The 23,709-nt window shown below is 62.9% G+C and carries 16 protein-coding genes; 11 read left to right on the top strand and 5 right to left on the bottom strand.

All coding sequences use genetic code 11. The annotated features are described in order from the left end of the window. Positions 1-337: 337 nt before the first annotated feature. The 3 genes from LB566_RS03585 to LB566_RS03575 are packed head-to-tail and all read right to left on the bottom strand — an operon-like array spanning position 338 to position 2,931. Positions 338-1,261, bottom strand: coding sequence for a carbohydrate kinase family protein (locus LB566_RS03585; RefSeq protein ID WP_224623183.1), 924 nt, complete (start codon positions 1,259-1,261; stop codon positions 338-340). Next, a complete protein-coding gene (locus LB566_RS03580) occupies positions 1,258-1,704 on the bottom strand; it encodes an RbsD/FucU family protein (RefSeq protein ID WP_140638723.1) in 447 nt (148 codons plus the stop codon). Before LB566_RS03580 ends, LB566_RS03585 begins: the two co-directional genes overlap by 4 nt. Continuing rightward, the gene (locus LB566_RS03575; RefSeq protein ID WP_224623181.1) at positions 1,705-2,931 is read right to left on the bottom strand and encodes an ROK family protein; all 1,227 of its coding nucleotides are present in this window, start codon (positions 2,929-2,931) and stop codon (positions 1,705-1,707) included. Between the two features lie 189 nt (positions 2,932-3,120). On the opposite strand from LB566_RS03575, the gene LB566_RS03570 reads away from it, so the two are divergent. The 10 genes from LB566_RS03570 to LB566_RS03525 all read left to right on the top strand — a co-directional run bounded on the left by LB566_RS03570 (position 3,121) and on the right by LB566_RS03525 (position 19,472). Beyond that, the gene (locus LB566_RS03570) at positions 3,121-4,176 is read left to right on the top strand and encodes a sugar ABC transporter substrate-binding protein (protein WP_411910452.1); all 1,056 of its coding nucleotides are present in this window, start codon (positions 3,121-3,123) and stop codon (positions 4,174-4,176) included. 156 nt (positions 4,177-4,332) lie between these two features. Next, positions 4,333-5,394, top strand: coding sequence for an ABC transporter permease (locus LB566_RS03565; protein WP_224623179.1), 1,062 nt, complete (start codon positions 4,333-4,335; stop codon positions 5,392-5,394). Positions 5,395-5,396: 2 nt separating this feature from the next. Beyond that, on the top strand, positions 5,397-6,179 hold the full coding sequence (locus tag LB566_RS03560; protein WP_224623177.1) for an ATP-binding cassette domain-containing protein: 783 nt from the start codon (positions 5,397-5,399) through the stop codon (positions 6,177-6,179). A 132-nt stretch (positions 6,180-6,311) separates the two neighbouring features. Beyond that, positions 6,312-8,780: a glycogen/starch/alpha-glucan phosphorylase gene (locus tag LB566_RS03555; RefSeq protein WP_224623176.1), complete on the top strand. Its 2,469-nt coding sequence runs from the start codon at positions 6,312-6,314 to the stop codon at positions 8,778-8,780. A gap of 104 nt (positions 8,781-8,884) precedes the next feature. After that, a complete protein-coding gene (gene glgB / locus LB566_RS03550; protein ID WP_224623175.1) occupies positions 8,885-11,098 on the top strand; it encodes a 1,4-alpha-glucan branching protein GlgB in 2,214 nt (737 codons plus the stop codon). 35 nt (positions 11,099-11,133) lie between these two features. Then, entirely contained in the window at positions 11,134-12,399 is a 1,266-nt protein-coding gene (glgC, locus tag LB566_RS03545; protein ID WP_140550962.1) for a glucose-1-phosphate adenylyltransferase, read from the top strand. Positions 12,400-12,506: 107 nt separating this feature from the next. After that, entirely contained in the window at positions 12,507-13,952 is a 1,446-nt protein-coding gene (glgA, locus tag LB566_RS03540) for a glycogen synthase GlgA (protein WP_224623626.1), read from the top strand. 3 nt (positions 13,953-13,955) lie between these two features. Continuing rightward, entirely contained in the window at positions 13,956-15,584 is a 1,629-nt protein-coding gene (locus tag LB566_RS03535) for an alpha-D-glucose phosphate-specific phosphoglucomutase (RefSeq protein WP_224623174.1), read from the top strand. A gap of 256 nt (positions 15,585-15,840) precedes the next feature. Further along, positions 15,841-17,838 (top strand): glycogen debranching protein GlgX, encoded by a 1,998-nt coding sequence (gene glgX / locus LB566_RS03530; RefSeq protein WP_224623172.1) that lies wholly within the window; start codon positions 15,841-15,843, stop codon positions 17,836-17,838. Continuing rightward, positions 17,838-19,472, top strand: coding sequence for an alpha-glucosidase family protein (locus LB566_RS03525; protein WP_224623170.1), 1,635 nt, complete (start codon positions 17,838-17,840; stop codon positions 19,470-19,472). Before glgX ends, LB566_RS03525 begins: the two co-directional genes overlap by 1 nt. A 20-nt stretch (positions 19,473-19,492) precedes the next feature. On the opposite strand, the gene LB566_RS03520 is transcribed toward LB566_RS03525, so the two are convergent. Further along, positions 19,493-21,259 carry a TadG family pilus assembly protein gene (locus LB566_RS03520; RefSeq protein ID WP_224623168.1) on the bottom strand — a complete coding sequence of 589 codons (1,767 nt, stop codon included), beginning with the start codon at positions 21,257-21,259 and terminating at the stop codon, positions 19,493-19,495. Then, positions 21,259-21,705 carry a TadE/TadG family type IV pilus assembly protein gene (locus tag LB566_RS03515; protein WP_224623625.1) on the bottom strand — a complete coding sequence of 149 codons (447 nt, stop codon included), beginning with the start codon at positions 21,703-21,705 and terminating at the stop codon, positions 21,259-21,261. Before LB566_RS03515 ends, LB566_RS03520 begins: the two co-directional genes overlap by 1 nt. A 285-nt stretch (positions 21,706-21,990) precedes the next feature. Here LB566_RS03515 and LB566_RS03510 point away from each other — a divergent pair, with 285 nt between their 5' ends. Beyond that, the gene (locus tag LB566_RS03510) at positions 21,991-23,583 is read left to right on the top strand and encodes a peptide ABC transporter substrate-binding protein (RefSeq protein WP_140494803.1); all 1,593 of its coding nucleotides are present in this window, start codon (positions 21,991-21,993) and stop codon (positions 23,581-23,583) included. The last annotated feature ends 126 nt before the right edge of the window (positions 23,584-23,709 follow it).

The following is a 23,709-nucleotide window of genomic DNA, read 5'->3' as shown; positions in this document are numbered from 1 at the left end:
CGGGCTTCGTCGGGCGCAATTACGGGTTTATAACCCCAGAGTCGACCCTGCGAAACATAAAGTGATCGACCGGCTCAATCCATGTTGGGCCTTTACCGAGGCCCGAACCTGGGTCACCCAAGGCCTGAGAAGGGCAAGTCCGCTGTGCCGCAGCTATCCGAGGATAGGAATTTTTTCTTGACGGGGTGAAGGCAACTATGCTATATCTTTGCCTATGGTGCTGAGTTGCGCCAGGGACCCGCCGCACAGGCGGGTTTTTCTTTACCACTTCATCAACAGCGCGCCGGGAAGGTTCCAGGGAACCCGTTAATTCGGAGTCGTTGCCCTGGAGCGCTGCTCAGGCGATCTCATGCCGCCAGGGCGGATTGGCGCCGGCCCGCGCCACGGTTACCGCCGCTGCCTTGGCACCAAGCACCAGCGCCTTGCGGATAGCGTCCTGCGATAGCCCGGAGATTGCCGCCTTCGTCAGCAGGCCTTGTTCGTGCAGGGAGGCGAGGATGCCGGCATTGAACGTATCGCCGGCGCCGACCGTATCGACCACCTCGACTTTTTGCGGCGTCACGCTGACCATGTGATCCCTGGTGTAACCGACGGCGCCTTCGGCGCCATGGGTCACGACGATCAGCTTGGGGCCGCGGTCGAGCCAGTTGCGCACGACATCCTCGTGCGAGCCGGCTTCGTCGAACCAGTGAAGATCTTCATCCGAGAGTTTTACGATATCGGCCATCGCCATCATCTCGCGAATACGCTTCAGATGCTTCGCCTTGTCCGGGATGAAGTTCGGCCGGATGTTGGGGTCGAGCATCATGACGCGACGACCATGCTCGCGCTTCATCAATTCCTCGTAGGCGGCGCCCGCCGGGTCCGAAATAAGGCTGATGGCGCCGAACAGCATGGCCGCGATCTCCGGACCGAGTTGCGGCAGATCCTCGACGGTCAGCATGCGCCCGGCGGTGTTCTCATCGTAGAAAGTGTAGGTTGCCTGGCCATCGTTCAGCCGCACGAAGGCGAGGGTCGTGGGCCGGGGCGAAGTGTGCGCATAGGTGGAACTGACTTTGCTCGCCCCGAGCGCTTCGCGGAGTTGGCCGCCGAACAGGTCCGACGACAGGCCCGAGAAGAAGCTGGCAGGAGCGCCCAGCCGACCGAGCGCAATGGCGGTGTTGAACACCGCGCCGCCGACATAGGGTGCGAAGGCCCGTTCTCCCTCCGTCGTCGTGCGCGGCAGCATATCGATCAGGGCCTCGCCGCAGCAAAGGATCATTGTCTTGTCGTCTCCGGCGGATGGATCACGCCCTTGCGGATGATGATGTTGGCGTAAAGCCTGGGTTCGCTGGTCGCGACGATGGCGTGCGCGGCCCTGACGCGTGCATAGAAGTCGGCACCGGCCAGCGCAACCACCTTGCGCCCGGGCGCGCGTTTTGCACACAGCACTTCAATTTCATGATGCACGGGATCGGCGAGCGAAGGATCGCCCTTGGCCGAGGCGCGAAACAGCGCCTCCGGCACGACGTCATCGACGGGCAGCACGCTCAATATGGCGTCCAGCACCGGCATGAGATGGTGGCCGTCGGCCCGCACCAGCCGCCTTGCCTGCTCTTCGGCCGGGTAGTTTCCATCGACCAGGGCGATTTCGTCGCCATGCCCCATCGCACGCAGGATCGCCAGAAGCTCCGGACCAAGCAGCGCCGGAATTCCGATCAGCATTCAGATGCTCCTGGAAATCGTGGTCGAACCGATCAGGAAGCGCTCGGATAGTGGCAGGCTGGCGCCGCCGAGAGCGCGCGCGTGAATGCCGACGGTGCCTTCGCGGACGTTTGGCAGTTTCAATCCCTCGGCATCGATCGTGTCGATGGTTGCGATGACCGCGTCGACCAGCCTGCGGCGCACCTCTTTCGGCATCCAGCCGTCGATCACCGCCGCCTCGAAGTCGATGACGGACGACGCCGCGACGATGGCATAGGCGAGCGCCCGCGAGGCGTTTGTGATCCAGTCGTCGAGCTCGGCGCCGATCTCGCCCCAGTCCTCGGGCGACGTCCACAGATGCGACGCCTCGACGCCACGCGCATTGAGCGCTTTTTCGAGCATGGCGATCGAGGCCACGTCGATCAGTTGGGTCGGCTTTCCCTCCGGTCCGGGCACCGGCATGGAGCCCAGCGCGCCGGCGTTGCCGGTCGGACCGCCAAAGAGCCGTCCGTTGAGGACGATGCCGCCGCCGGCAAAGGCGCCGATATAGAAATAGACGAAATCACGCGGGGCGCCTGCCTGGCCGAAGACCAGCTCCGCGCCGCAGGCCGAAGTGGCGTCGTTCTGCAGATAGACCGGAAAATCGCAGCACGACTGGATCTCCGCGCGGATATCGCGATGGCGCCATTCGTCCATGACGTCGCGCGGCGCGCCGGCGGTATCGGCCCAGTTCCAGAGCTCGAACGGCATGGCGATGCCGAGCCCCGCTATGCGCTTGTCCTGCGCGGGCGAAAGCTCGCCACGCATCTTCTTCATGCCTGATGTGACGAAGTCCACCGTCTCGCGCGGGGCAGGGTAGCGGTAGGAATGCTGCAGCATCGAACGCACATTGCCGAGGAAATCGATCAGCACGAGTTCGGCGCTGCGGCGGCCGATCTTCAGGCCGATGAAGAAGGCACCTTCAGGATTGAGCGCCATGGGGATGGAGGGCTGGCCGATCTTGCCGCGCAGCGGCGCCTGCCGCAGCAGCAGGCTTTCCTCCTCCAGCTCGCGCATGATGACGGAGACGGTTTGCGCCGACAGTCCGGTCATGCGGGCGATGTCGGACTTCGCCAGGCTGCCATGCTGGCGCACCAGCGACAGCACCAACCGCTCATTGTGGTCCCGCATGCCGCTCTGGTTGGTGCCGCGGTGAATAAGGCTCTCATTCGCCTCGGGCGAACCATGCCTGGCAATGGCCGTCTCCACCCTGTTTCCTCCCGTCTTTCCCCTCAATGCTTTTGGGGCAGAATGTGGGAACGGCGCAAGGCTGTCAATAATAAATAAGAGTGATTTAATTATTGACAGAGAGATCGGTCTGGTGTCATTTGAGGCAGGCATCCGTACCGGGAGAGGTTGCTTGGATGCCGGAGGGGTGCCGGTTGGCCGGCATCTGAAATGTTCCACTGGGAGGAAATCGTGACCAATACAAAACTGTTGAAGTCCACCGTTTTCGCGGCGGCTGCTCTGGGCCTGATGGCATTCGCCTCGTCCGCATCCGCGGCCGGTGTCGGCGCCTGCCTGATCACCAAGACCGACACCAATCCCTTCTTCGTCAAGATGAAGGAGGGTGCGACCGCCAAGGCCAAGGAGCTTGGTGTCGACCTCAAGACTTATGCCGGCAAGATCGACGGCGACAGCGAAAGCCAGGTCGCGGCGATCGAGAGCTGCATCGCTGACGGCGCCAAGGGCATCCTGATCACCGCGTCGGACACCAAAGGCATCGTGCCGACGGTGAAGAAGGCGCGTGATGCCGGCCTGCTGGTGATCGCGCTCGACACGCCGCTCGATCCGATCGACGCCGCCGACGCGACCTTTGCCACCGACAATTTGGAGGCCGGCAAGCTGATCGGCGCCTGGGCCGCCGCGACGCTCGGCGACAAGGCCAAGGACGCCAAGATCGGCTTCCTCGACCTGACCCCCTCGCAGCCGACAGTGGACGTGCTGCGCGACCAGGGCTTCATGATGGGCTACGGCATCGACGTGAAGGATCCCAACAAGATCGGCGACGAGGATGACGCGCGCATCGTCGGCCATGACGTCACCAACGGCAATGAGGAGGGCGGCCGTAAGGCGATGGAGAACCTTCTGCAGAAGGATAACACCATCAACGTCATCCACACCATCAACGAGCCGGCCGCGGTCGGTGCCTATCAGGCGCTCAAGGCCGTCGGCCTGGAAAGCCAGGTGCTGATCGTCTCCGTCGATGGCGGCTGCCCCGGCGTGAAGTCGGTGGCCGAAGGCGTCATCGGCGCGACATCGCAGCAATATCCGCTGCAGATGGCGGCGCTCGGCATCGAGGCCATCGCCAACTTCGCCAAGGACGGCACCAAGCCGAAGCCGACCGAAGGCAAGAACTTCTTCGACACCGGCGTCAATCTGGTGACCGACAAGCCGGCCAATGGCGTGAAGTCCATCGACACCAAGGAAGGCCTCGCCAAGTGCTGGGGCTGATGCCGGCCTGACCGGCAACGAAAAACGGAGCGGCCGGTCTTGATCCCCGGCCGCTTCGGGTGGACGATTGTCGCGTGACCGCGAACAATCCCGGCAGGAGACCGGAAAGGCGTGGACGGGTGTCGCCGCGTGGCTGATACCCTACGGGGAGGAAACATGTCTCAAGCTCAGGAATTCGAGAAGGTTCTCTCGGGCAGCGACACGAGCGTTGCCGCGTTTGACGAGCATAAATCGGCGGTCAGACGCATCCAGCATTTTCTGCATTCGACGCCGGCCGCGGTGCCGCTGATCGTTCTGGTCCTGGCGATCATCGTGTTCGGCCTCACCATTGGCGGGCGTTTCTTCTCGTCCTACACGCTGACGCTGATCCTGCAGCAGATCGCAATCGTCGGCATTCTGGGTGCCGCCCAGACCCTGGTCATCCTCACCGCCGGCATCGACCTGTCGATTGGTGTCATCATGGTGATTTCAGCCGTGATCATGGGCAACTGCGCCGTCAATTACGGCTTACCGACCGTGCTCGCCGTAGCGATCGGTCTTGCCGCCGGCGCGGCTTGCGGACTGGTCAACGGACTGCTGGTCGCCAACATGAAGCTGCCGCCCTTCATCGTGACGCTCGGCACCTGGAACATCGTCATGGCCACCAACTTCATCTATTCGGCCAATGAGACGATCCGCGATACCGATGTCGATGTCCAGGCGCCCCTGCTTCATTTGTTCGCCTTGAGCTTCAAGGTCGGCTCGGCGGTGCTGACCGCCGGCGTCATCGCCATGGTCCTGCTTGTTCTGCTCCTCTGGTACGTGCTCAACCACACGGCCTGGGGCCGCCATGTCTATGCCGTCGGCGACGATCCCGAAGCAGCCAAGCTGTCGGGCATCCAGACCAAGAAAGTGCTGATCGCGGTCTACACGCTCGCTGGCCTGATCGCGGCTTTTGCAGCCTGGGTATCGATCGGGCGCAACGGCTCGATCTCGCCGTCCGCAGCCGTCACCGACTATAATCTGCAGGCCATCACCGCGACCGTTATCGGCGGCATTTCCCTGTTCGGCGGCCGCGGTTCGATCCTGGGCACGCTGTTCGGCGCCATGATCGTCGGCGTCGTCTCGATGGGCCTCAACATGCTGGGCGCCGACCCGCAATGGAAGGTGTTGCTCACCGGCGTGCTGATCATCGGCGCCGTCGCGATCGACCAGTGGATCAGAAAGGTTTCGGTGTAGCCATGACCCAACATCCCATTCTCACCGCGCGCGGCCTGGTCAAACGCTATGGTCGTGTCACCGCGCTCAACAATTGCGACTTCGATCTCTATCCCGGCGAGATCCTCGCCGTGATCGGCGACAATGGCGCTGGCAAGTCGACGCTGATCAAGGCGATCTCCGGCGCCGTCGTTCCCGATGAGGGGACGATCGAGCTCGACGGCAAGCAGGTGCTGTTCAGGTCACCCATAGAAGCACGTGAAGCCGGCATCGAGACCGTCTACCAGAACCTGGCGCTGTCGCCGGCGCTGTCGATCGCCGACAACATGTTTCTCGGCCGCGAGATACGCAAGCCCGGCTTTGTCGGCCAATGGCTTCGCATGCTCGACCGTCCGGCGATGGAAAAGCGCGCCCGTGACAAGCTGACTGAACTCGGCCTGATGACCATCCAGAACATCAGCCAGGCGGTAGAGACGCTGTCGGGCGGCCAGCGCCAGGGCGTGGCAGTGGCGCGCGCCGCCGCTTTCGGCTCTAAGATGGTCATCATGGACGAGCCGACGGCAGCACTTGGCGTCAAGGAAAGCCGCCGCGTGCTGGAACTCATCCTCGACGTGAAGAAGCGCGGTCTGCCGATCGTGCTGATCTCGCACAACATGCCGCATGTCTTCGAAGTGGCAGACCGCATCCACATCCATCGGCTGGGTCGTCGGCTGTGCGTCATCGATCCCAAACAACATACAATGTCCGATGCCGTCGCCTTCATGACCGGTGCAAAGACGCCGCCGGAGGCGGCGCTGGCGGCCTGAACTGCCAAATTGCCGCTGGGTAAGTCGGCTCCGGCTGACTTAAATCGATTGAACGTTTGCTGCAATGCGGTAGCATGGGCTGGGATGAATGATGAAAGCCGGTATGATCGTGGCAACCGCACGAGAGGCAGCATGACGCGCACGATGACATCCGATCCCCTCCCGCCACTGCTTGAAAATCCCGATCCCAAGACCCTCGCAAGGGAAGTCTTGATGGCCCTCAAATACAGGGTCGGCAAGGACACCACCGTCGCCACCCAGTACGATTGGCTGACCGCCTCCATCAAGGTCGTGCGCGACCGCATCGTCGATCGCTGGATGCAGGCGACGAAAGAGGCCTACGCCCAGCAGGAAAAGCGCGTCTATTACCTCTCGCTGGAGTTCCTCATCGGCCGCCTGATGCGTGACGCCTTCTCCAATCTCGGCCTGATGGAGAACATGCGCGAGGCGTTGTCGTCGCTGGGTGTGGAACTCGACCTCATCGCCACGCTTGAGCCGGATGCAGCACTTGGCAATGGCGGCCTCGGCCGGCTTGCCGCCTGCTTCATGGAAAGCATGGCCACCGTCGATATTCCCGCGCATGGCTACGGTATCCGCTACGCCAACGGCATGTTCCGCCAGGAGATCCATGACGGCTGGCAGGTAGAATTGCCCGAGACCTGGCTCGATCACGGCAATCCCTGGGAGTTCGAGCGCCGCGAACGGTCGTTCGAGGTCGGGTTCGGCGGCTCGGTGGAATCGGTCACCACCAGGGATGGCCGGCTGGAACGCCATGTCTGGAAGCCGACCGAGCATGTGCTGGCCGTTGCCTACGACACACCCGTCGTCGGCTGGCGGGGGAACCGCGTCAACACACTGCGGCTTTGGTCGGGCATGCCGGTCGATCCGATCCTGCTCGACAAGTTCAACGCTGGCGATCACATCGGCGCACTCGCCGAAAGCAACAAGGCCGACGCGTTGTCGCGCGTGCTCTATCCCGCCGATTCCCACATGGCAGGGCAGGAACTCAGGCTGCGGCAGGAATATTTTTTCTCCACTGCTTCGCTGCAGGACATCGTGCAGCGGCATCTCAGTCAATATGGCGACCTGAAGTCGCTGCCCGACAAGGCGGCAATCCACCTCAATGACACCCATCCGGCGATCGCCGTGCCGGAGCTGATGCGCCTCCTGATGGACGTCCACGGCATGGATTTCGACCAGGCCTGGGACACCACCAAACGCACCTTCGGCTATACCAACCACACGCTGCTGCCGGAGGCGCTGGAAAGCTGGCCGGTGCCGCTGTTCGAGCGGCTTTTGCCGCGCCATATGCAGATCGTCTACGCCATCAATGCGCAGGTGCTGCTCGAGGCGCGCGCCACCAACCAGTTCTCCGGCGAGCAGATCAGCCGCATCTCGCTGATCCAGGAGAATGGCGACCGCCGCGTGCGCATGGGCAATCTCGCCTTCGTCGGCTCGCATTCGATCAACGGCGTCTCCGCGCTTCATACCGAGCTGATGAAGGAAACGGTATTCGCCGACCTGCACACGCTTTATCCCGACCGCATTAACAACAAGACCAACGGCATCACGCCGCGGCGCTGGCTGATCCAGTGCAATCCAGGTCTGACCGCACTCGCCCGCGAGGCGATCGGCGACCGCTTTCTGGATGACATCGAGGCCATCAAGGGGCTCGATGCCTTTGCCGACGATACTGCTTTCCGCGAAAAATTCGCCGGCGTGAAGCGGCAGAACAAGGTGAAGTTGGCCAATCTCGTCGCCGAGCGGCTCGGTATCAGACTCGATCCCTCGGCGCTGTTCGACATCCAGGTCAAGCGCATCCACGAATACAAGCGCCAGCTCCTGAACATCCTCGAGGCGGTCGCGCTCTACGACCAGATACGCTCGCATCCGGAGCGTGACTGGATGCCGCGCGTGAAATTCTTCGGCGGCAAGGCGGCGCCCAGCTACCACAACGCCAAGCTGATCATCAAACTGGCCAACGATGTCGCCAGGGTCATCAACCGTGATCCGGCCGTTCGCGGCTTGCTCAAGGTGGTTTTCGTGCCGAACTACAATGTCAGCCTCGCCGAGATCATGATGCCGGCCGCCGACCTTTCCGAGCAGATCTCGACCGCCGGCATGGAGGCTTCGGGCACCGGCAACATGAAGTTCGCGCTGAACGGCGCGCTGACCATCGGTACGCTCGACGGCGCCAATGTCGAAATCAAGGAGTGTGTCGGCGACGACAACATCTTCATCTTCGGCCTGACCACGGCGGAGGTCGCCGAGCGCCGCAACAATGGCTATGATCCGCGTGCCGTCATCGAGGCATCTTCCGAACTGTCGCAGGCGCTCGCGGCCGTTTCATCGGGCGTCTTTTCGCCCGATGATCCCAACCGCTACCGCGATCTCATCAACGGTCTCTACGACAGCGACTGGTTCATGGTCGCGGCGGATTTCGACGCCTATGCCGCTTGCCAGAGAGACGTCGACGCCGTCTGGCGCAACAGTCCGGACTGGTACGCCAGGGCAATCCATAACGTTGCGCGCGTCGGCTGGTTCTCTTCCGATCGCACGATCCGCCAATACGCGAAAGACATCTGGAACGTGCCTGCCTGATGTGGTTGCATGAAGCGACGAACGATGTGGTCCTGGGTGTGAGTTCGAACGCCGAATTTATACCTTAAAACAAACATTTGGTGCCCGGGGAGGGACACTGCCCGATGAGGAAACCGCGCGCGACCGCTGCGACAAGCGGGCCGGACGGATCGGCGCCGGCCAGCGATGTCGCGGCGATTGTCGCCGGCACGCACGGCGATCCGTTTGCGGTCCTCGGCGTCCATGAGGTCGGCAAGAACCTGTTTGCCCGCTGCTTCGTTCCGCATGCGGAGTTCGTCACCGCCTATACGCTGACCGGCATGATTGCTGGTGAACTGTCCAGGCGTGACGATGGCGGCTTTTTCGAAGGCAAGCTGTCGATCAGGAAGCGCCAGCCGTTGCGCTATCACGCCAGGAATGCCGGCGGCGACTGGTGGCTGACCGATCCCTATTCTTTCGGCCCGGTGCTCGGTCCGATGGACGATTACTACATTGCCGAGGGCTCGCATCTGAGGCTGTTCGACAAGCTCGGCGCGCATGTCATCGAGCACGAAGGCGCCACCGGCGTGCATTTCGCCGTCTGGGCCCCCAACGCAAGGCGCGTCTCGGTGGTCGGCGATTTCAACGACTGGGACGGCCGCCGCCATTCGATGCGCGACCGCCGGGACACCGGCATCTGGGAGGTGTTCATCCCCGATATTGCCGCCGGCAGGCCCTATAAATACGAGATCATCGGCCCCGATGGCGTGAGGCTCCCGCTCAAGGCCGATCCGTTTGCCTTCAAGTCCGAACTGCGCCCGGCGACCGCTTCGGTGACCGCTGCGTCGCCCGCCCATCAATGGGGCGATGAGGCGCATCGCAGTTTCTGGCGCAATGCCGATCCCCGGCGCGAGGCCATCTCCATCTACGAGGTCCATGCCGGCTCCTGGCAGCTTCGCGATGACGGCGCGTTTCTGTCATGGGATGAACTGGCCGACCGGCTAATCCCTTATGTCGTCGAGACCGGCTTTACCCACATCGAGTTTATGCCGATCTCCGAACATCCCTATGATCCTTCCTGGGGCTACCAGACGACAGGCCTCTACGCACCGTCGGCCCGCTTTGGCGACCCGTCCGGCTTTGCCCGCTTTGTCGACGGCGCCCACCGTGCCGGCGTCGGCGTCATCCTCGACTGGGTGCCGGCGCATTTTCCGGTCGACGAGCATGGCCTCATCCATTTCGACGGCACCGCGCTCTACGAACATGCCGATCCGCGCCAGGGTTTTCATCCCGACTGGAACACGGCGATCTACAATTTCGGCCGCCGCGAAGTGGCGTCGTTCCTGGTCAATAACGCGCTGTTCTGGGCCGAAAAATACCATGTCGACGGCCTGCGCGTCGACGCGGTCGCCTCGATGCTTTACCTCGATTATTCGCGCAAGGCAGGCGAGTGGATCCCCAACGAGAAGGGCGGCCGCGAGAACCTCGAGGCGGTCAGCTTCCTGCAGAAGATGAACAAGGAGCTCTACGGCCACCATCCAGGCGTCATGACCATCGCGGAGGAATCGACCTCGTGGCCGAAGGTCTCGGCGCCGGTCCATGAAGGCGGGCTGGGCTTCGGCTTCAAGTGGAATATGGGCTTCATGCACGACACGCTGGAGTATTTTTCCAAGGAGCCGATCTTCCGCAAACACCACCACAACGACCTTACCTTCGGCCTGGTCTACGCCTTCTCGGAAAACTTCGTGCTGCCGCTCTCGCATGACGAGGTCGTGCACGGCAAAGGCACGCTGCTTGGCAAGATGGCCGGCGACGACTGGCAAAAGTTCGCGACCTTGCGCGCCTACTACGCTTTCATGTGGGGCTACCCCGGCAAGAAGCTGCTGTTCATGGGCCAGGAGTTCGCGCAGCGCCGCGAATGGAGCGAGGCGCGCGCGCTCGATTGGAATCTTCTCGAGTTCCGCTCGCATCGCGGTGTCTGGCAGGTGGTGCGCGACCTCAACTATCTCTACCGCTCGCGTCCGGCCCTGCACGGACGCGATTGCGAGCCGGAAGGCTTTTCCTGGTTGATCGTCGACGACAGCCAGAATTCCGTCTTTGCCTGGCTGCGCAGCGCGCCGGGAGGCAATCCGGTCGCGATCATCTCCAATTTCACGCCTGTGCCGCGCGACAATTACCGCGTGCCGCTGCCGAAAGCAGGCACATGGCGCGAAATCATCAATACGGACGCTTCCGAATATGGCGGATCCGGCAAGGGCAATGGCGGCGCCGTCGAAGCGCGGGCGGAGGAGGGGGGCATCTCCGCAACGATGCTCTTGCCGCCGCTGTCGACGATCATGCTTGAACTGGTCGCGGAATAAGCCATGTCGAGACCGGGTAACTTGGGAGGGTAGAAATGGCAAACTCGAAACGAACCCAGCCGCTGGCCCGCGACGCCATGGCTTATGTGCTGGCCGGCGGCCGCGGCAGCCGCCTCAAGGAACTGACCGACCGGCGCGCCAAGCCGGCGGTCTATTTCGGCGGCAAGACGCGCATCATCGATTTTGCGCTCTCCAACGCCCTCAACTCCGGCATCCGCCGCCTCGGCGTCGCAACCCAATACAAGGCGCATTCGCTGATCCGCCATTTGCAGCGCGGCTGGAACTTCCTGCGGCCCGAACGAAACGAAAGCTTCGACATCCTGCCGGCCAGCCAGCGCGTGTCGGAGACGCAGTGGTATGAAGGCACGGCCGACGCGGTCTACCAGAACATCGACATCATCGAGGCCTATGGTCCGGAATACATGGTCATCCTGGCCGGCGACCACATCTACAAGATGGATTACGAGATGATGCTGCGCCAGCATGTCGATGCCGGCGCCGATGTCACGGTCGGCTGCCTCGAAGTGCCGCGCATGGAGGCCACCGGCTTCGGCGTCATGCATGTCGATGCCAAGGACAACATCATCGCCTTCGTCGAAAAGCCCGCCGATCCTCCCGGCATTCCTGACAAACCCGAGTTCGCCCTGGCCTCGATGGGCATCTACGTGTTCAAGACCAGGTTCCTGATGGAGCAGTTGCGCCGCGACGCGGCCGAGCCCGGCTCGAGCCGTGACTTCGGCAAGGACATCATTCCCTATATCGTCGAGCACGGTAAGGCGATCGCCCACCGCTTCGCCAAGTCCTGCGTGCGTTCGACCGCCGAGAACGAGGCCTACTGGCGCGACGTCGGCACCGTCGATGCCTATTGGGAAGCCAATATCGACCTGACCGACGTGACGCCCGAACTCGACCTCTACGACCGCGACTGGCCGATCTGGACCTATGCCGAACTGAAGCCGCCGGCGAAATTCGTCCATGACGAGGATGGCCGGCGCGGCTCGGCCGTGTCCTCGCTGGTGTCGGGCGACTGCATCGTCTCGGGCGCCACGCTCCGCAAAAGCCTGATCTTCACAGGCGCGCGCATCAATTCCTATTCGACGCTGGAAGAGGTCGTCATGCTGCCCGACGTTCATGTCGGCCGGAACGCAAAGTTGAAGCGCGTCGTCATCGACCACGGTGTAAGGATACCGGAAGGGCTGGTGGTCGGTGAGGATCCCGTGCTCGACGCCAAGCGCTTCCGCGTTTCGGAAAAGGGCATCTGCCTGATCACGCAGGACATGATCAACAAGTTGTCAACCTGATCAGGTTGATCAACAAGCTGTCACTTTAGGGTGGTTTGTGCATGTCCTTGCCCAAGAACCGCTGCACGGTTGTGGGCTACATGCACCAGGAGCGGTTCGGTAAGCGCATGCAGGTTCTGTCGGTCACGCCCGAGATCTTTCCGCTGATCAAGACCGGCGGGCTTGCCGATGTGACCGGCGCGCTGCCCGTCGCGCTGGCCGCCAAAGGCGTGACCATGCGCACGCTTATTCCGGGCTTTCCCATGGTGATGGACGCCTTCAAGAAAAAAAAGTCTGTCTACAAGTATCCGCTGCTGCAGGGCGGCAAGGCTTCGGTCCATTCCGTCCAGCTTGCCGGGCTCGATCTTTTCGTGCTCGATGCGCCGCATCTGTTCGATCGCCCCGGCGGTCCCTACGGCAATGCCGCGGGTGCCGATTGGCCGGACAATTGGCGCCGTTTCGCAGCGCTCAGCCAGGCCGGCGCCGATATCGCCGGCGGCGCCATCTCCGGCTACATGCCCGATATCGTGCATGCCCATGACTGGCAGTCGGCGATGACGCTGGCCTATATGCGCTATGGCAAGGCGGTGGGCACGCCGTCGATGATGACCGTCCACAATCTCGCCTTCCAGGGGCAGTTCGGCGCCGGCATCTTCGGCGAACTCGGCCTGCCGACGGCGGCGATGGCGCTTGACGGCGTGGAATATTATGGCGGCGTCGGCTTCCTCAAGGCCGGCCTGCAGGCCGCCTGGGCAATCACCACCGTCAGCCCGACCTATGCGCAGGAAATCCGCTCACCCGAATTCGGCATGGGTCTCGACGGCCTGATCAACATGCGTTCCAGCGATCTCTATGGCATCGTCAACGGCATCGACACCGCCATCTGGAACCCGGAAACCGACAGGCATCTGGTGTCGAACTATACGGCCGCCTCGCTCAAGGCGCGCGCGCCCAACAGGGCCGCTGTCGAGGACCGTTTCGGGCTCGATCGCGACGGCAGCCCGATCGTCTGCGTCGTCAGCCGCCTGACTTGGCAGAAGGGCATGGATATATTGGCGACGGCGGTCGACGGCATCGTTGCGACGGGCGCGCGGCTGGCCATTCTCGGCTCGGGCGATGCCGGCCTCGAAGGCGCGCTGCTCGCCGCTGCCGCGCGCCACCGCGGCCGCATAGGCGTGGTCGTCGGCTATGACGAAGGCCTGTCTCATGTCATGCAGGGCGGCTGCGACGCCATCGTCATCCCGTCGCGCTTCGAGCCTTGCGGACTGACGCAGCTTTATGGCCTGCGCTATGGCTGCGTGCCGGTGGTCGCCCGCACTGGCGGCCTCGCCGATACCATCATCGACGCCAACGAGGCGGCGATTGCCGCCGGCGTGGCGACCGGGTTCCAGTTCGCGCCCAACGATGGCAGCGCGCTGCTTCACGCCATCCGCCGCCTGGCCGACGCCCATGCCAGCCCCGCGATCTTCGAGACCATCCAGCGCCAGGGCATGAAGACCGACCTGTCCTGGGATCGAAGCGCTGACAAATATGTTGAACTCTATCGCCTGCTGCTTTCGAAAAGGGTTGCTTGAAGCATGATACGCACCGTTCCCACCAAACCCTATTCCGACCAGAAGCCCGGCACGTCGGGGCTGCGCAAGAAGGTGCCTGTGTTCCAGCAGGAGCACTATGCCGAGAACTTCATCCAGTCGATCTTCGACGCGCTGGACGGGTTCAAGGGCAAGACCCTGGTGATCGGCGGCGACGGCCGCTTCTACAATCGCGAGGTCATCCAGAAGGCCATCGCCATGGCCGCCGCCAATGGGTTCGGCAAGGTGATGGTTGGGCAGGGCGGCATCCTGTCGACGCCGGCCGCTTCGCATATTATCCGCAAATACAAGACGTTCGGCGGCATCATCCTGTCGGCCAGCCACAATCCGGGTGGCCCGCATGAGGATTTCGGCATCAAGTACAATGCCGGCAATGGCGGTCCGGCGCCGGAAAAGCTGACCGATGCGATCTTCGCCAGGAGCAAGGCGATTTCCAGCTTCAAGACCGCCGACATCAATGCGATCGACATCGACACGATCGGCACCGTCAAGGCCGCCGGCATGACCGTCGAGATCATCGACCCGGTCGCCGACTATGCCGATCTGATGGAAAGCCTGTTCGATTTCGACGCGCTGCGCAAACTGTTCAAGTCGGGCTTTCGCATGCGCTTCGACGCCATGCACGCGGTGACCGGTCCCTACGCCAAGGAGATCCTCGAACACCGGCTCGGCGCGCCCGATGGCACCTGCCGCAACTTCAAGCCGTTGCCGGATTTCGGCGGCCACCATCCGGATCCGAACCTGGTCCATGCCAAACATCTCTATGACGAGATGATGGGACCGGACGCGCCGGATTTCGGTGCCGCCTCCGACGGTGACGGCGACCGCAATTTGATCATCGGCAAGGGTATTTTCGTTACCCCGTCGGATTCTCTCGCCATGCTTGCCGCCAACGCCCGCCTGGCGCCGGGCTACAAGAAAGGCTTGAAGGGCATCGCCCGCTCGATGCCGACCAGCGGGGCCGCCGACCGCGTCGCCGAAAAACTCGGCATCGGCATGTATGAGACGCCGACCGGCTGGAAATTCTTCGGCAATCTGCTCGATGCCGGCATGGCGACCATCTGCGGCGAGGAAAGTGCCGGCACCGGCTCCAACCATGTGCGCGAGAAGGACGGCCTGTGGGCCGTGCTCCTGTGGCTCAACATCCTCGCCGCGCGCGGCGAGAGCTGTAAGCAGATCGCCACCGAGCACTGGGCGACCTACGGCCGAAACTACTATTCACGCCATGACTACGAGGAAGTCGAGAGCGCGCGCGCCAATGCGCTGATCGACGAACTGCGCGCCAAGCTTGGCTCGCTGCCCGGCACCAGCGTGCGCGGCCTGAAGATCGCCAAGGCCGACGACTTCGCCTATCACGATCCGGTCGACGGTTCGGTGAGCGAGCATCAAGGTATCAGGGTGCTGTTCGAAGGCGGCTCGCGCGTCGTCTTCCGGCTTTCCGGCACGGGCACCTCCGGCGCCACCTTGCGCGTCTACATCGAGCGCTACGAACCGGACAAGGCCAGGCACGATCTCGACACGCAGGCAGCGCTCGCCGATCTGATCGCGGCAGCGGATGACATCGCGGGAATCAGGAGCCACACCGGCCGCAACAAGCCGAGCGTGATTACTTGAGGGTGGTGCTGCGTGCGCCCATAGCTGCTCGCAGAGTATCAGGCGAGACAATGACGGGCGTATGGCGCTGTACCCCCCTCTGGCCTGCCGGCCATCTCCCCCTCAAGGGGGGAGATCGACAGTTTCAGCGCCTCGTTCCTCATGCTGCCTTGGCCGTTAGCGAAAGCGATGAAGCAGTTCGATCTTCCCCCTTGAGGGGGAGATGCCCGGCAGGGCAGAGGGGGGTGCCTCGCGCCAACCTGGGCGACATTTTCCCGTGAACCAATTCGGTGCCACCATCACCCGCGACGGCATCCGCTTCGCCGTCTGGTCGTCATCGGCGCATCGCTTGTGGGTCTCGATCTTCGACGGCCAAGGAAACCGCGAACTCGACCGGCTGGAACTGCGGCCAGAAGGGGACGGCGTACATGCACTCTTCGTCTCCGGCCTTGCCGAGGGCACCCGCTACGGCTTCCGCGCCGATGGCGACTACGCTCCCGAGCGCGGATTTTGGTTCGACCCCGACAAGCTGCTGACCGATCCCTACGCCATCGAAATCGACCGACCCTATGCCTATCATTGGCGCCTCGCTGCGTGCCGCAACGAGGGTGCCGACACCGCGCCGCTGATGCCGAAGGCCGTGGCGAAAGCCCTGCCCACGGCTGTGCCTGTGTTGCCGCCGCTGTTCCGTCCCGGCGGCCTGATCTACGAAGTGCCGGTGCGCGCCTTCACCATGCGGCATCCCGATATACCGGAAAGCCAGCGCGGCACGATCGCCGCACTTGCTCATCCGGCTCTCATCGAGCACCTGCAAAGGCTCGGCGTCTCCGCCGTCGAACTGATGCCCGTGACCGCGTCGATCGACGAGCGGCATCTGCCGCCGCTCGGGTTGAGCAACGCCTGGGGCTATAACCCTGTCACCTTCATGGCGCTCGACCCGCGCCTGGCGCCTGGCGGCCTGGCCGAATTGCGCGACACCGTTGCCGCGCTGAGGAAAGCCGGCATCGGCACCATTCTCGACCTCGTCTTCAACCATACGGGCGAAAGCGACAGGCTCGGTCCGACATTGTCGCTGCGCGGCCTCGACAATCAGGCCTACTACCGGCACCTGTCGGATGGCAGGCTGGTCAATGACACCGGCACCGGCAACACGGTCGCGTGCGACCATCCGGTGGTGCGGGAAATGGTGCTCCACACGCTTCGCCATTTCGTCCGCCACGCCGGCGTCGACGGATTTCGTTTCGACCTGGCGCCGGTGCTGGGACGCGTCGGCGGCACCTTCGAGCCCTCGGCGCCCTTGCTTGAGGCGATCGCCGCCGATCCTGTCCTTTCAGATCGTGTGTTGATCGCCGAACCCTGGGACATCGGCCCCGACGGCTATCAGCTTGGCAATTTTCCGCCGCCTTTCCTCGAATGGAACGACCGCTATCGCGACGATGTCAGGCGCTTCTGGCGCGGCGATGCCGGCGGTGTCGGCGTGCTCGCCACACGGCTTGCCGGCTCGTCCGATATTTTCGACGGGGCTGGGCAGCCGACCAGCCGAAGCGTCAATTTCATCGCGGCCCATGACGGCATGACGCTGGCCGACATCGTTGCTTACGAGGAGAAGCACAACGAGGCCAATGGCGAGCAAAATCGCGACGGCCACAACGAGAACCTGTCCTGGAACAACGGCGTCGAAGGCGCGACGGACGACGCGGCAATTGTCAAGGCGCGCTTCAGCGACCAGTGCGCGCTGCTCGCCACGCTGTTCGCCTCGCGCGGCACCATCATGCTGACATCAGGCGACGAATTCGGCCGCAGCCAGAAGGGCAACAACAACGCCTACGCGCAGGACAACGCCATCACCTGGCTCGACTGGGCAGGCCGCGACCAGGCGCTGGAAGGCTACGCATATGCGCTGGCCGCGTTGCGCCGCGCGGTGCCGGCGCTCTCCAATACGCATTTCCTCACCGGACAGCCGCTGGCGGGTTCGGACACGGCCGACGTCACCTGGCTCACCGAGACGGGGGCGCCGCTTGGCGAGGAGGAGTGGAACGATCCCGCCCGGCATCGCCTCGTCATGCTGCTCGGGGGCGTGGATGGCCGGCTGGCCGTCATGATCAATGGCGATCGCCGCCAATGCGTCTTCACTTTGCCCGCACGAGACGGATTTCAATGGCATCCCGCCATCGAAGCGCAAGCGATCGATCTTTCTCGCGCGCTGCCGGGCCGCAGCGTGAATTTCATGATCGAGCGCGGGGCCGGAATGGCCGACACAGGGAAAGGATCGTGATGGCTGACGATAATGCCGAGCGGCCGGTCGACTGGTGGCGCGGCTGCGCGATTTACCAGGTCTATCCGCGTTCCTTCCAGGACACGACCGGCGACGGCAGTGGCGATCTCGCCGGCATCACATCAAGGCTCGCCCATATCGCCTCGCTCGGTGCGGATGCTGTCTGGCTGTCGCCCTTCTTCAAGTCGCCGATGGCCGATATGGGCTACGACGTGTCGGACTATCGCGACGTCGATCCGATGTTCGGCACGTTGGAGGATTTCGACATTCTGGTTGCCGAAGCACACCGGCTCGGCCTGAAGATCGTCATCGACCAGGTGCTGTCTCATTCCTCCGACAGGCACGAATGGTTCGTCGAAAGCCGCGCCAGCCGCGACAATCCAAAGGCCGACTGGTATGTGTGGGCCGACGCCAGGCCCGACGGCGGCGCGCCCAACAACTGGCTGTCGGTCTTCGGCGGCCCCTCATGGGAATGGGATGCGACCCGCCGGCAGTACTACCTGCACAATTTCCTCGCTTCGCAGCCGGATCTCAATTTCCACAATCCCGAGGTCCAGGACGCGCTCCTGGATACGGTGCGGTTCTGGTTGGAGCGCGGCGTCGACGGCTTTCGGCTGGACACCGTCAACTACTACGTCCACGACCGCTGGCTGCGCAGCAATCCGCCCTTGGCGTCGAGCGTTGCGGGCACCAATACCGAGACCAACACCTACCTCTACCAGGAGCACCTGTTCGACAAGACGCAGCCGGAAAACCTGGCGTTCCTGCGGCGCTTTCGGGCGCTGCTCGACGAGTACGGGGATCGCGCCGCCGTCGGCGAAATCGGCGATGAGGGGCGCTCCCTGCAGACGCTGGCCGCCTACACCTCCGACGGCGACAAGCTGCAGATGTGCTACACCTTCGATCTGCTCGGCCCGCAATTTTCGGCGGCGCATGTGCGCGGCTGTGTCGAGGCTTTCGAAAATGCTGTCGCCGATGGCTGGGTCTGCTGGGCGTTTTCCAATCATGACGTCATGCGTCATGTCAGCCGCTGGACGCGGCCTGGCGACGATCCCGACACGGTGGCCAAATTCTCGATCATGTTGCTCTCTTGCCTGCGTGGCTCGATCTCACTCTACCAGGGCGAGGAACTCGGTTTGCAGGAGGCGGAACTTGCCTATGAGGACCTGCGCGATCCGGTCGGCATCCGCTTCTGGCCCGGTGTGAAGGGAAGGGATGGCTGCCGCACACCCATGGTCTGGGAGTCCGGCGCCAACAATGCGGGCTTCTCCACCGGCAAATCCTGGCTGCCGGTGCCGGAAAGCCATCGCGCTCGCGCGGTCGATGTACAGAGCGGCGATGAGCAATCGGTACTTTCCGCTTACCGTTCGGCGCTCGCTTTGCGCAAGCGGCATCCGGCGCTGGTCGGCGGTTCGATCCACTTTCTCGACGCCGAAGGCGACGTCCTGGCCTTTGTCCGCGAGCACGGCGATGAGAGGCTGCTCTGTGCCTTCAATTTCGCCGGGGAACCGGCCAATTGGCCGCTGCCGCAAGGCTTCGGAGCGGTTGCGAAGCTTGGTGGCGATGCCTCGCTCGCCGGGGAGGCCGGGCTTTTGCTGCCGGCACTCGGATGCTTTCTTGGACGGCTTGCCTGATTCAGCGCGAGCCGGCCACCTTACTGGACAAGCACGGCACGTCCGCACGTTGCGCCGGTGACCCGGACGTCGGCCTCGCCGAGACGCACGCCAAGAGCTCCGAGCAGATTGGTAAGCAAACTGTCGACCGGGGCCGACACGCCGTTCAGAAGCGCCACCACCGGCGGCTTCACAAATCCCAGAAGGCTGTTCAGATTCAGCGGCAGACCCAGTAAATTCGCGGTCAGCGACAAATCGCTGACCAGCGACGTAGTCAATGACTGGGTGAAATTCTGCGTGTAAGCGGTCCTTATCGTCTTGGCATCGATATCAGCCTTGTTGAAGGTCAAAGTCGTCGGCGTGTTGTTGGCCATGTCAAACGCCGCTGAGCCCACCACGGACAGCACGGGGATGATCAGAAGTTTCACGGCCGCGATCTCGGTGTTGGAAAACGTCTCCTTGCTGGTGAAATCGGCAAAGCCGGCGCTGCTGCTGTCACCGAGATGCCCTTCGACGATACCGGGGCGCGTAGCGATGGTGACCTTGATACTGCCAGGGCCGGTCGGACAACTTATGTCGGCGAGCTTGGCCTCGGCATAGGCGACTTCGACATGCAGAGGCAGGCTGACCGACACCAGGGTGATGCCGCCTCCGACATTGCTGTTGCCGGCTCCGATCTTCACCACCAGCTTGATGCGGGTCTGGGCCGTCCGCACAATGGTACCGACTTCGCCGACCGTCAGCCATGGCGTGGATTGCGGCGGTTCGCCGACGGCGATGGCGAGCGTGCTCGACAGCACCCCCGGTATGCCGGTGCTGAGACCGAGGTCGATCTGCTTCGAACCGTTTGCCAGTCCGGCGGCGGCCATCAGCATTCCCATCGCGCTGGCGTCAACGCCAAGGCCGGCCGGCCTTTGCCCGAGGCCGAGGCTGCCGACGGAACCGAGGTCAATGAGATGGCTGAGCGGAATCTTGATCGTGCTGGTCGATTTGGTCGCGATGGTTTGCAGGGCGGCCTTGGCCGTGTTGCCAAGCCCGGGAACATTGGCCATGGCGATGGCGACCTGGCCGACTGTAGCCTTCGAGGCCAGAACGTCCGAATAGGTCACACCGGTCAGGTTCAACTGCACCGCCAGGGCATCGACGAAGGAAAGCACGCTGACATCGGCCGAGATCAATCCGTTGTAATCCATGACGCTGAGCGAGATGTTGCCGCCGAGGAGCCCGCCGAGAAGCGCGTTAAGGATGGGGCTGTTGCTGGTATTGACGCTGAGCAACCTCGATCCGACCGAGAAAGTGGCCTGTGGCGTCATGCTGGCGGTGGCCTCGGTGCCAATGACGGGCGTGGGGATCAGCGAGCTTGCGAAATAGCGGTTGGGGATCTTGCGCAGGGTCAAATGGACCGCGTTGTAAGGCGCTGCGCCTGCCTGGAAGCGTTGACCCACATTGACCGAGGAAGCCCCGGCATACCGGCCGGGCGTGACCGTCACGACGGTTTTGCCGACCGCCGCGGGGATGGTCTGACCCGGGCCTTGAACGACGACACCTGGCATGCCGTTGTCGGTGAGCGTGGTCACGACCGCGGTCTGGACGTTGTCGATGTTCGAAGCCGCGGTGATCGCTGCCAGGTCGACCATTGCCTGTGCTTCCCGGCGCTCGGTGTAGATGGAGGCCTCGTCGATGGCGACCGCCGCCAGCGCCAAGGCAACGGGGGCGCTCAATGCGGTCATGACGGCGAAGTTCGCCTTCCTGTCTCGCATCATCGACCGCGCGAGCCAGCCGGCACCCTTGCGCGCATCCAGAGCCATTAGATACCTCCCACCCTGATCGTGGACTGGCGCTTAATCGTGGTATCCGGCATGGCTATGCCCGGAAACAGACTCCAGATCGGCAGGTTGCGGGCATCGTACTGGATCGACACCACGAACTGATTGCCGTCGGCCGTGCTGTCATTGGCCTGGTAGGTCAGCTTGCTGGCGTCGACGAAGGGATATCCACCGGCATTATTGGCGAGAAACGAGGCCACCAGCGTCTGCCGCTCGGTCTGGTTCAGCCCCGAGATGGCCGTCCGGGCGGCGTCCGCCGCGATCTGCTGTATTGAATTGGCCGCGCCGAAATAGATACCGTATGCAACCATTCCGAGCAGGAGAAGGATGAATATCGGTGACAGCAGAGCGAACTCAACCGCCGAAGTTCCCGAAGTGTCTGTCTGGAATCGGCGCCCCGGGATCCGGCGAATGAGGTTCTGAACCATGCCGCCGAGCATGCCAAAGTTCGCATGCAGAAAGCGAAAACTCTAGGCGCAACCTGGAAGTGTGTATGATTGAAAAGCTGCGCTAATTTAGCCGCGGCTTCTTTGATTCCTGGCTATTGACTTAGGGTCAATCAGTACTCGGTTGAAAAGAGCTTGCCGCCTGTCTAGTCTCCTGCCACCAGCCGACGGAGGGAACCGGCGGCGCGCTCAAAGGGGCCAGACATCGGTCCCGGGGCGTCAACACGCAAAGGCGCGCCGTTGGCAGCGCCGACAGGGAGAAACTTCATGCTGAAAAACATGCTGAAGGCGACGGCATTCGCCACAACCATGGCGCTGGCCGCCGGAACATTTTACACGCCGGCCTTTGCCGAGGTCGTCTACAACAGGGGCACTGCTGCCGAATCCGAGTCGGTTGATCCGCATAAGACCTCGACCGTCTATGAAGCCAACGTCTTGCGCGACCTGTTCCAAGGGCTGGTGATGCAGGACGAGAAGGCCAACGTCATCCCCGGCGCCGCCGAGAGCTGGACGGTGTCGGATGACGGCACGGTCTACACCTTCAAGCTCAGGAAGGACGGCCAGTGGTCTGACGGCAGCCCAGTGACGGCCGAAGACTTCGTCTTCGCTTTCCGTCGCCTCGAAGACCCGGCCACGGCCGCCGAATATGCCTCGATGCTCTATCCCGTCAAGAACGCCGAGGAAGTCAACACCAAGAAGGGCAAGCCCGAGGACATGGGCGTCAAGGCGATCGACGCGACAACCCTTGAAGTGACGCTGAAGGCGCCGACGCCCTATTTCCTCGAAATGCTGACCCATCAGGCGACCTATCCGGTCAACAAGGCGTCCATGGACAAGCTCGGCGCCGACTGGATCAAGCCGGGCAATCTCGTTTCCAACGGCCCCTATACGCTGGCCGAGTGGGTTCCCAACGATCATATGAAACTGGTCAAGAATCCGAAATTCTGGGATGCCGGAAGCGTCAAGATCGACGTCGTCAACTACATCCCGACAGAGGATCGCTCGTCGGCGATGAAGCGCTTCGAGGCCGGCGAACTCGACAGCTACGACGATCTCCCGACCGAGCAGCTCGCCGACCTCAAGGCCAAGTTCGGTGACCAGATCAAGGTGGGGCCGTATCTCGGCACCTACTACTACGCGATCAAGACCGACAAGAAGCCTTGGGACAATGTCGAGCTGCGCAATGCCATCTCGATGGCCATCGACCGTGATTTCATCGCCGAGAAGGTCTGGCAGAACTCAATGCTGCCGGGCTATTCGATGGTCCCTCCGGGCATCGAGGGCTACACGCCGGCAATGGCCAAATATGCCGACATGTCGCAGATCGACCGTGAGGACGCAGCCAAGAAAATCCTCGAGAAGCTCGGCTACACGCCGGAGCATCCGCTGAAGATGGAGATCCGCTACAACACGTCGGAGAACCACAAGAATACGGCGGTCGCCATCCAGGAACAGCTGAAGCCGCTCGGCGTCGACGTCACGCTGCTCAACACCGACACCAAGACCCACTACTCCTTCCTCGAGCAGAGGGGCGACTATGACGTGGCGCGCGCCGCCTGGATTGCCGACTACAAGGATCCGGAAACCTTCCTGGGCATCTCGCGCAAGGCCAGCGGCAACAACTATTCGGTCTATGACAGCCCGCAATACGAGGCGGCCATGGACAAGGCGGCCGCCGCCGGCGGCAAGCCGGAAGAGCGCATGAAGGAACTCGCCGCCGCCGAACGTATCCTCGTCGATGACGTCGGCCAGATTCCGCTTCTCTACTATAGCTACCACGATATCGTTTCCCCGAAGCTGCACGGCTTCGTCGACAACGTCATGGACGTGCATCCGTCCCGCTTCATCTCCAAGGATTGAAAACCTTGATCGACCCGCCGCCCGTTCGGGACGGCGGTTCGATCTGTCGTCGCAGGGGGCCCGAAAGTCGAAATCGATTTTCGTAGGCCACGATGCGAAGATGAGAGGTGCCAGAGCGCTGCGGGC

The sequence above is a fragment of the Mesorhizobium sp. CA13 genome (genome assembly GCF_020165235.1).
Classification (GTDB): domain Bacteria; phylum Pseudomonadota; class Alphaproteobacteria; order Rhizobiales; family Rhizobiaceae; genus Mesorhizobium.
The sequence above is the reverse complement of the archived record's forward strand: the minus strand, read 5'-3'. Positions and strand labels throughout refer to the sequence as shown.

Coding starts and splice junctions, on each gene's coding strand:
- LB566_RS03585 (WP_224623183.1), bottom strand. CDS start 1,261: ATGATCCTTTGCTGCGGCGAGGCCCTGATCGATATGCTGCCGCGCACG.
- LB566_RS03580 (WP_140638723.1), bottom strand. CDS start 1,704: ATGCTGATCGGAATTCCGGCGCTGCTTGGTCCGGAGCTTCTGGCGATC.
- LB566_RS03570 (WP_411910452.1), top strand. CDS start 3,121: ATGTTCCACTGGGAGGAAATCGTGACCAATACAAAACTGTTGAAGTCC.
- LB566_RS03565 (WP_224623179.1), top strand. CDS start 4,333: ATGTCTCAAGCTCAGGAATTCGAGAAGGTTCTCTCGGGCAGCGACACG.
- LB566_RS03560 (WP_224623177.1), top strand. CDS start 5,397: ATGACCCAACATCCCATTCTCACCGCGCGCGGCCTGGTCAAACGCTAT.
- LB566_RS03555 (WP_224623176.1), top strand. CDS start 6,312: ATGACGCGCACGATGACATCCGATCCCCTCCCGCCACTGCTTGAAAAT.
- glgB (WP_224623175.1), top strand. CDS start 8,885: ATGAGGAAACCGCGCGCGACCGCTGCGACAAGCGGGCCGGACGGATCG.
- glgC (WP_140550962.1), top strand. CDS start 11,134: ATGGCAAACTCGAAACGAACCCAGCCGCTGGCCCGCGACGCCATGGCT.
- glgA (WP_224623626.1), top strand. CDS start 12,507: ATGCAGGTTCTGTCGGTCACGCCCGAGATCTTTCCGCTGATCAAGACC.
- LB566_RS03535 (WP_224623174.1), top strand. CDS start 13,956: ATGATACGCACCGTTCCCACCAAACCCTATTCCGACCAGAAGCCCGGC.
- LB566_RS03525 (WP_224623170.1), top strand. CDS start 17,838: ATGGCTGACGATAATGCCGAGCGGCCGGTCGACTGGTGGCGCGGCTGC.
- LB566_RS03520 (WP_224623168.1), bottom strand. CDS start 21,259: ATGGCTCTGGATGCGCGCAAGGGTGCCGGCTGGCTCGCGCGGTCGATG.
- LB566_RS03515 (WP_224623625.1), bottom strand. CDS start 21,705: ATGGTTCAGAACCTCATTCGCCGGATCCCGGGGCGCCGATTCCAGACA.
- LB566_RS03510 (WP_140494803.1), top strand. CDS start 21,991: ATGCTGAAAAACATGCTGAAGGCGACGGCATTCGCCACAACCATGGCG.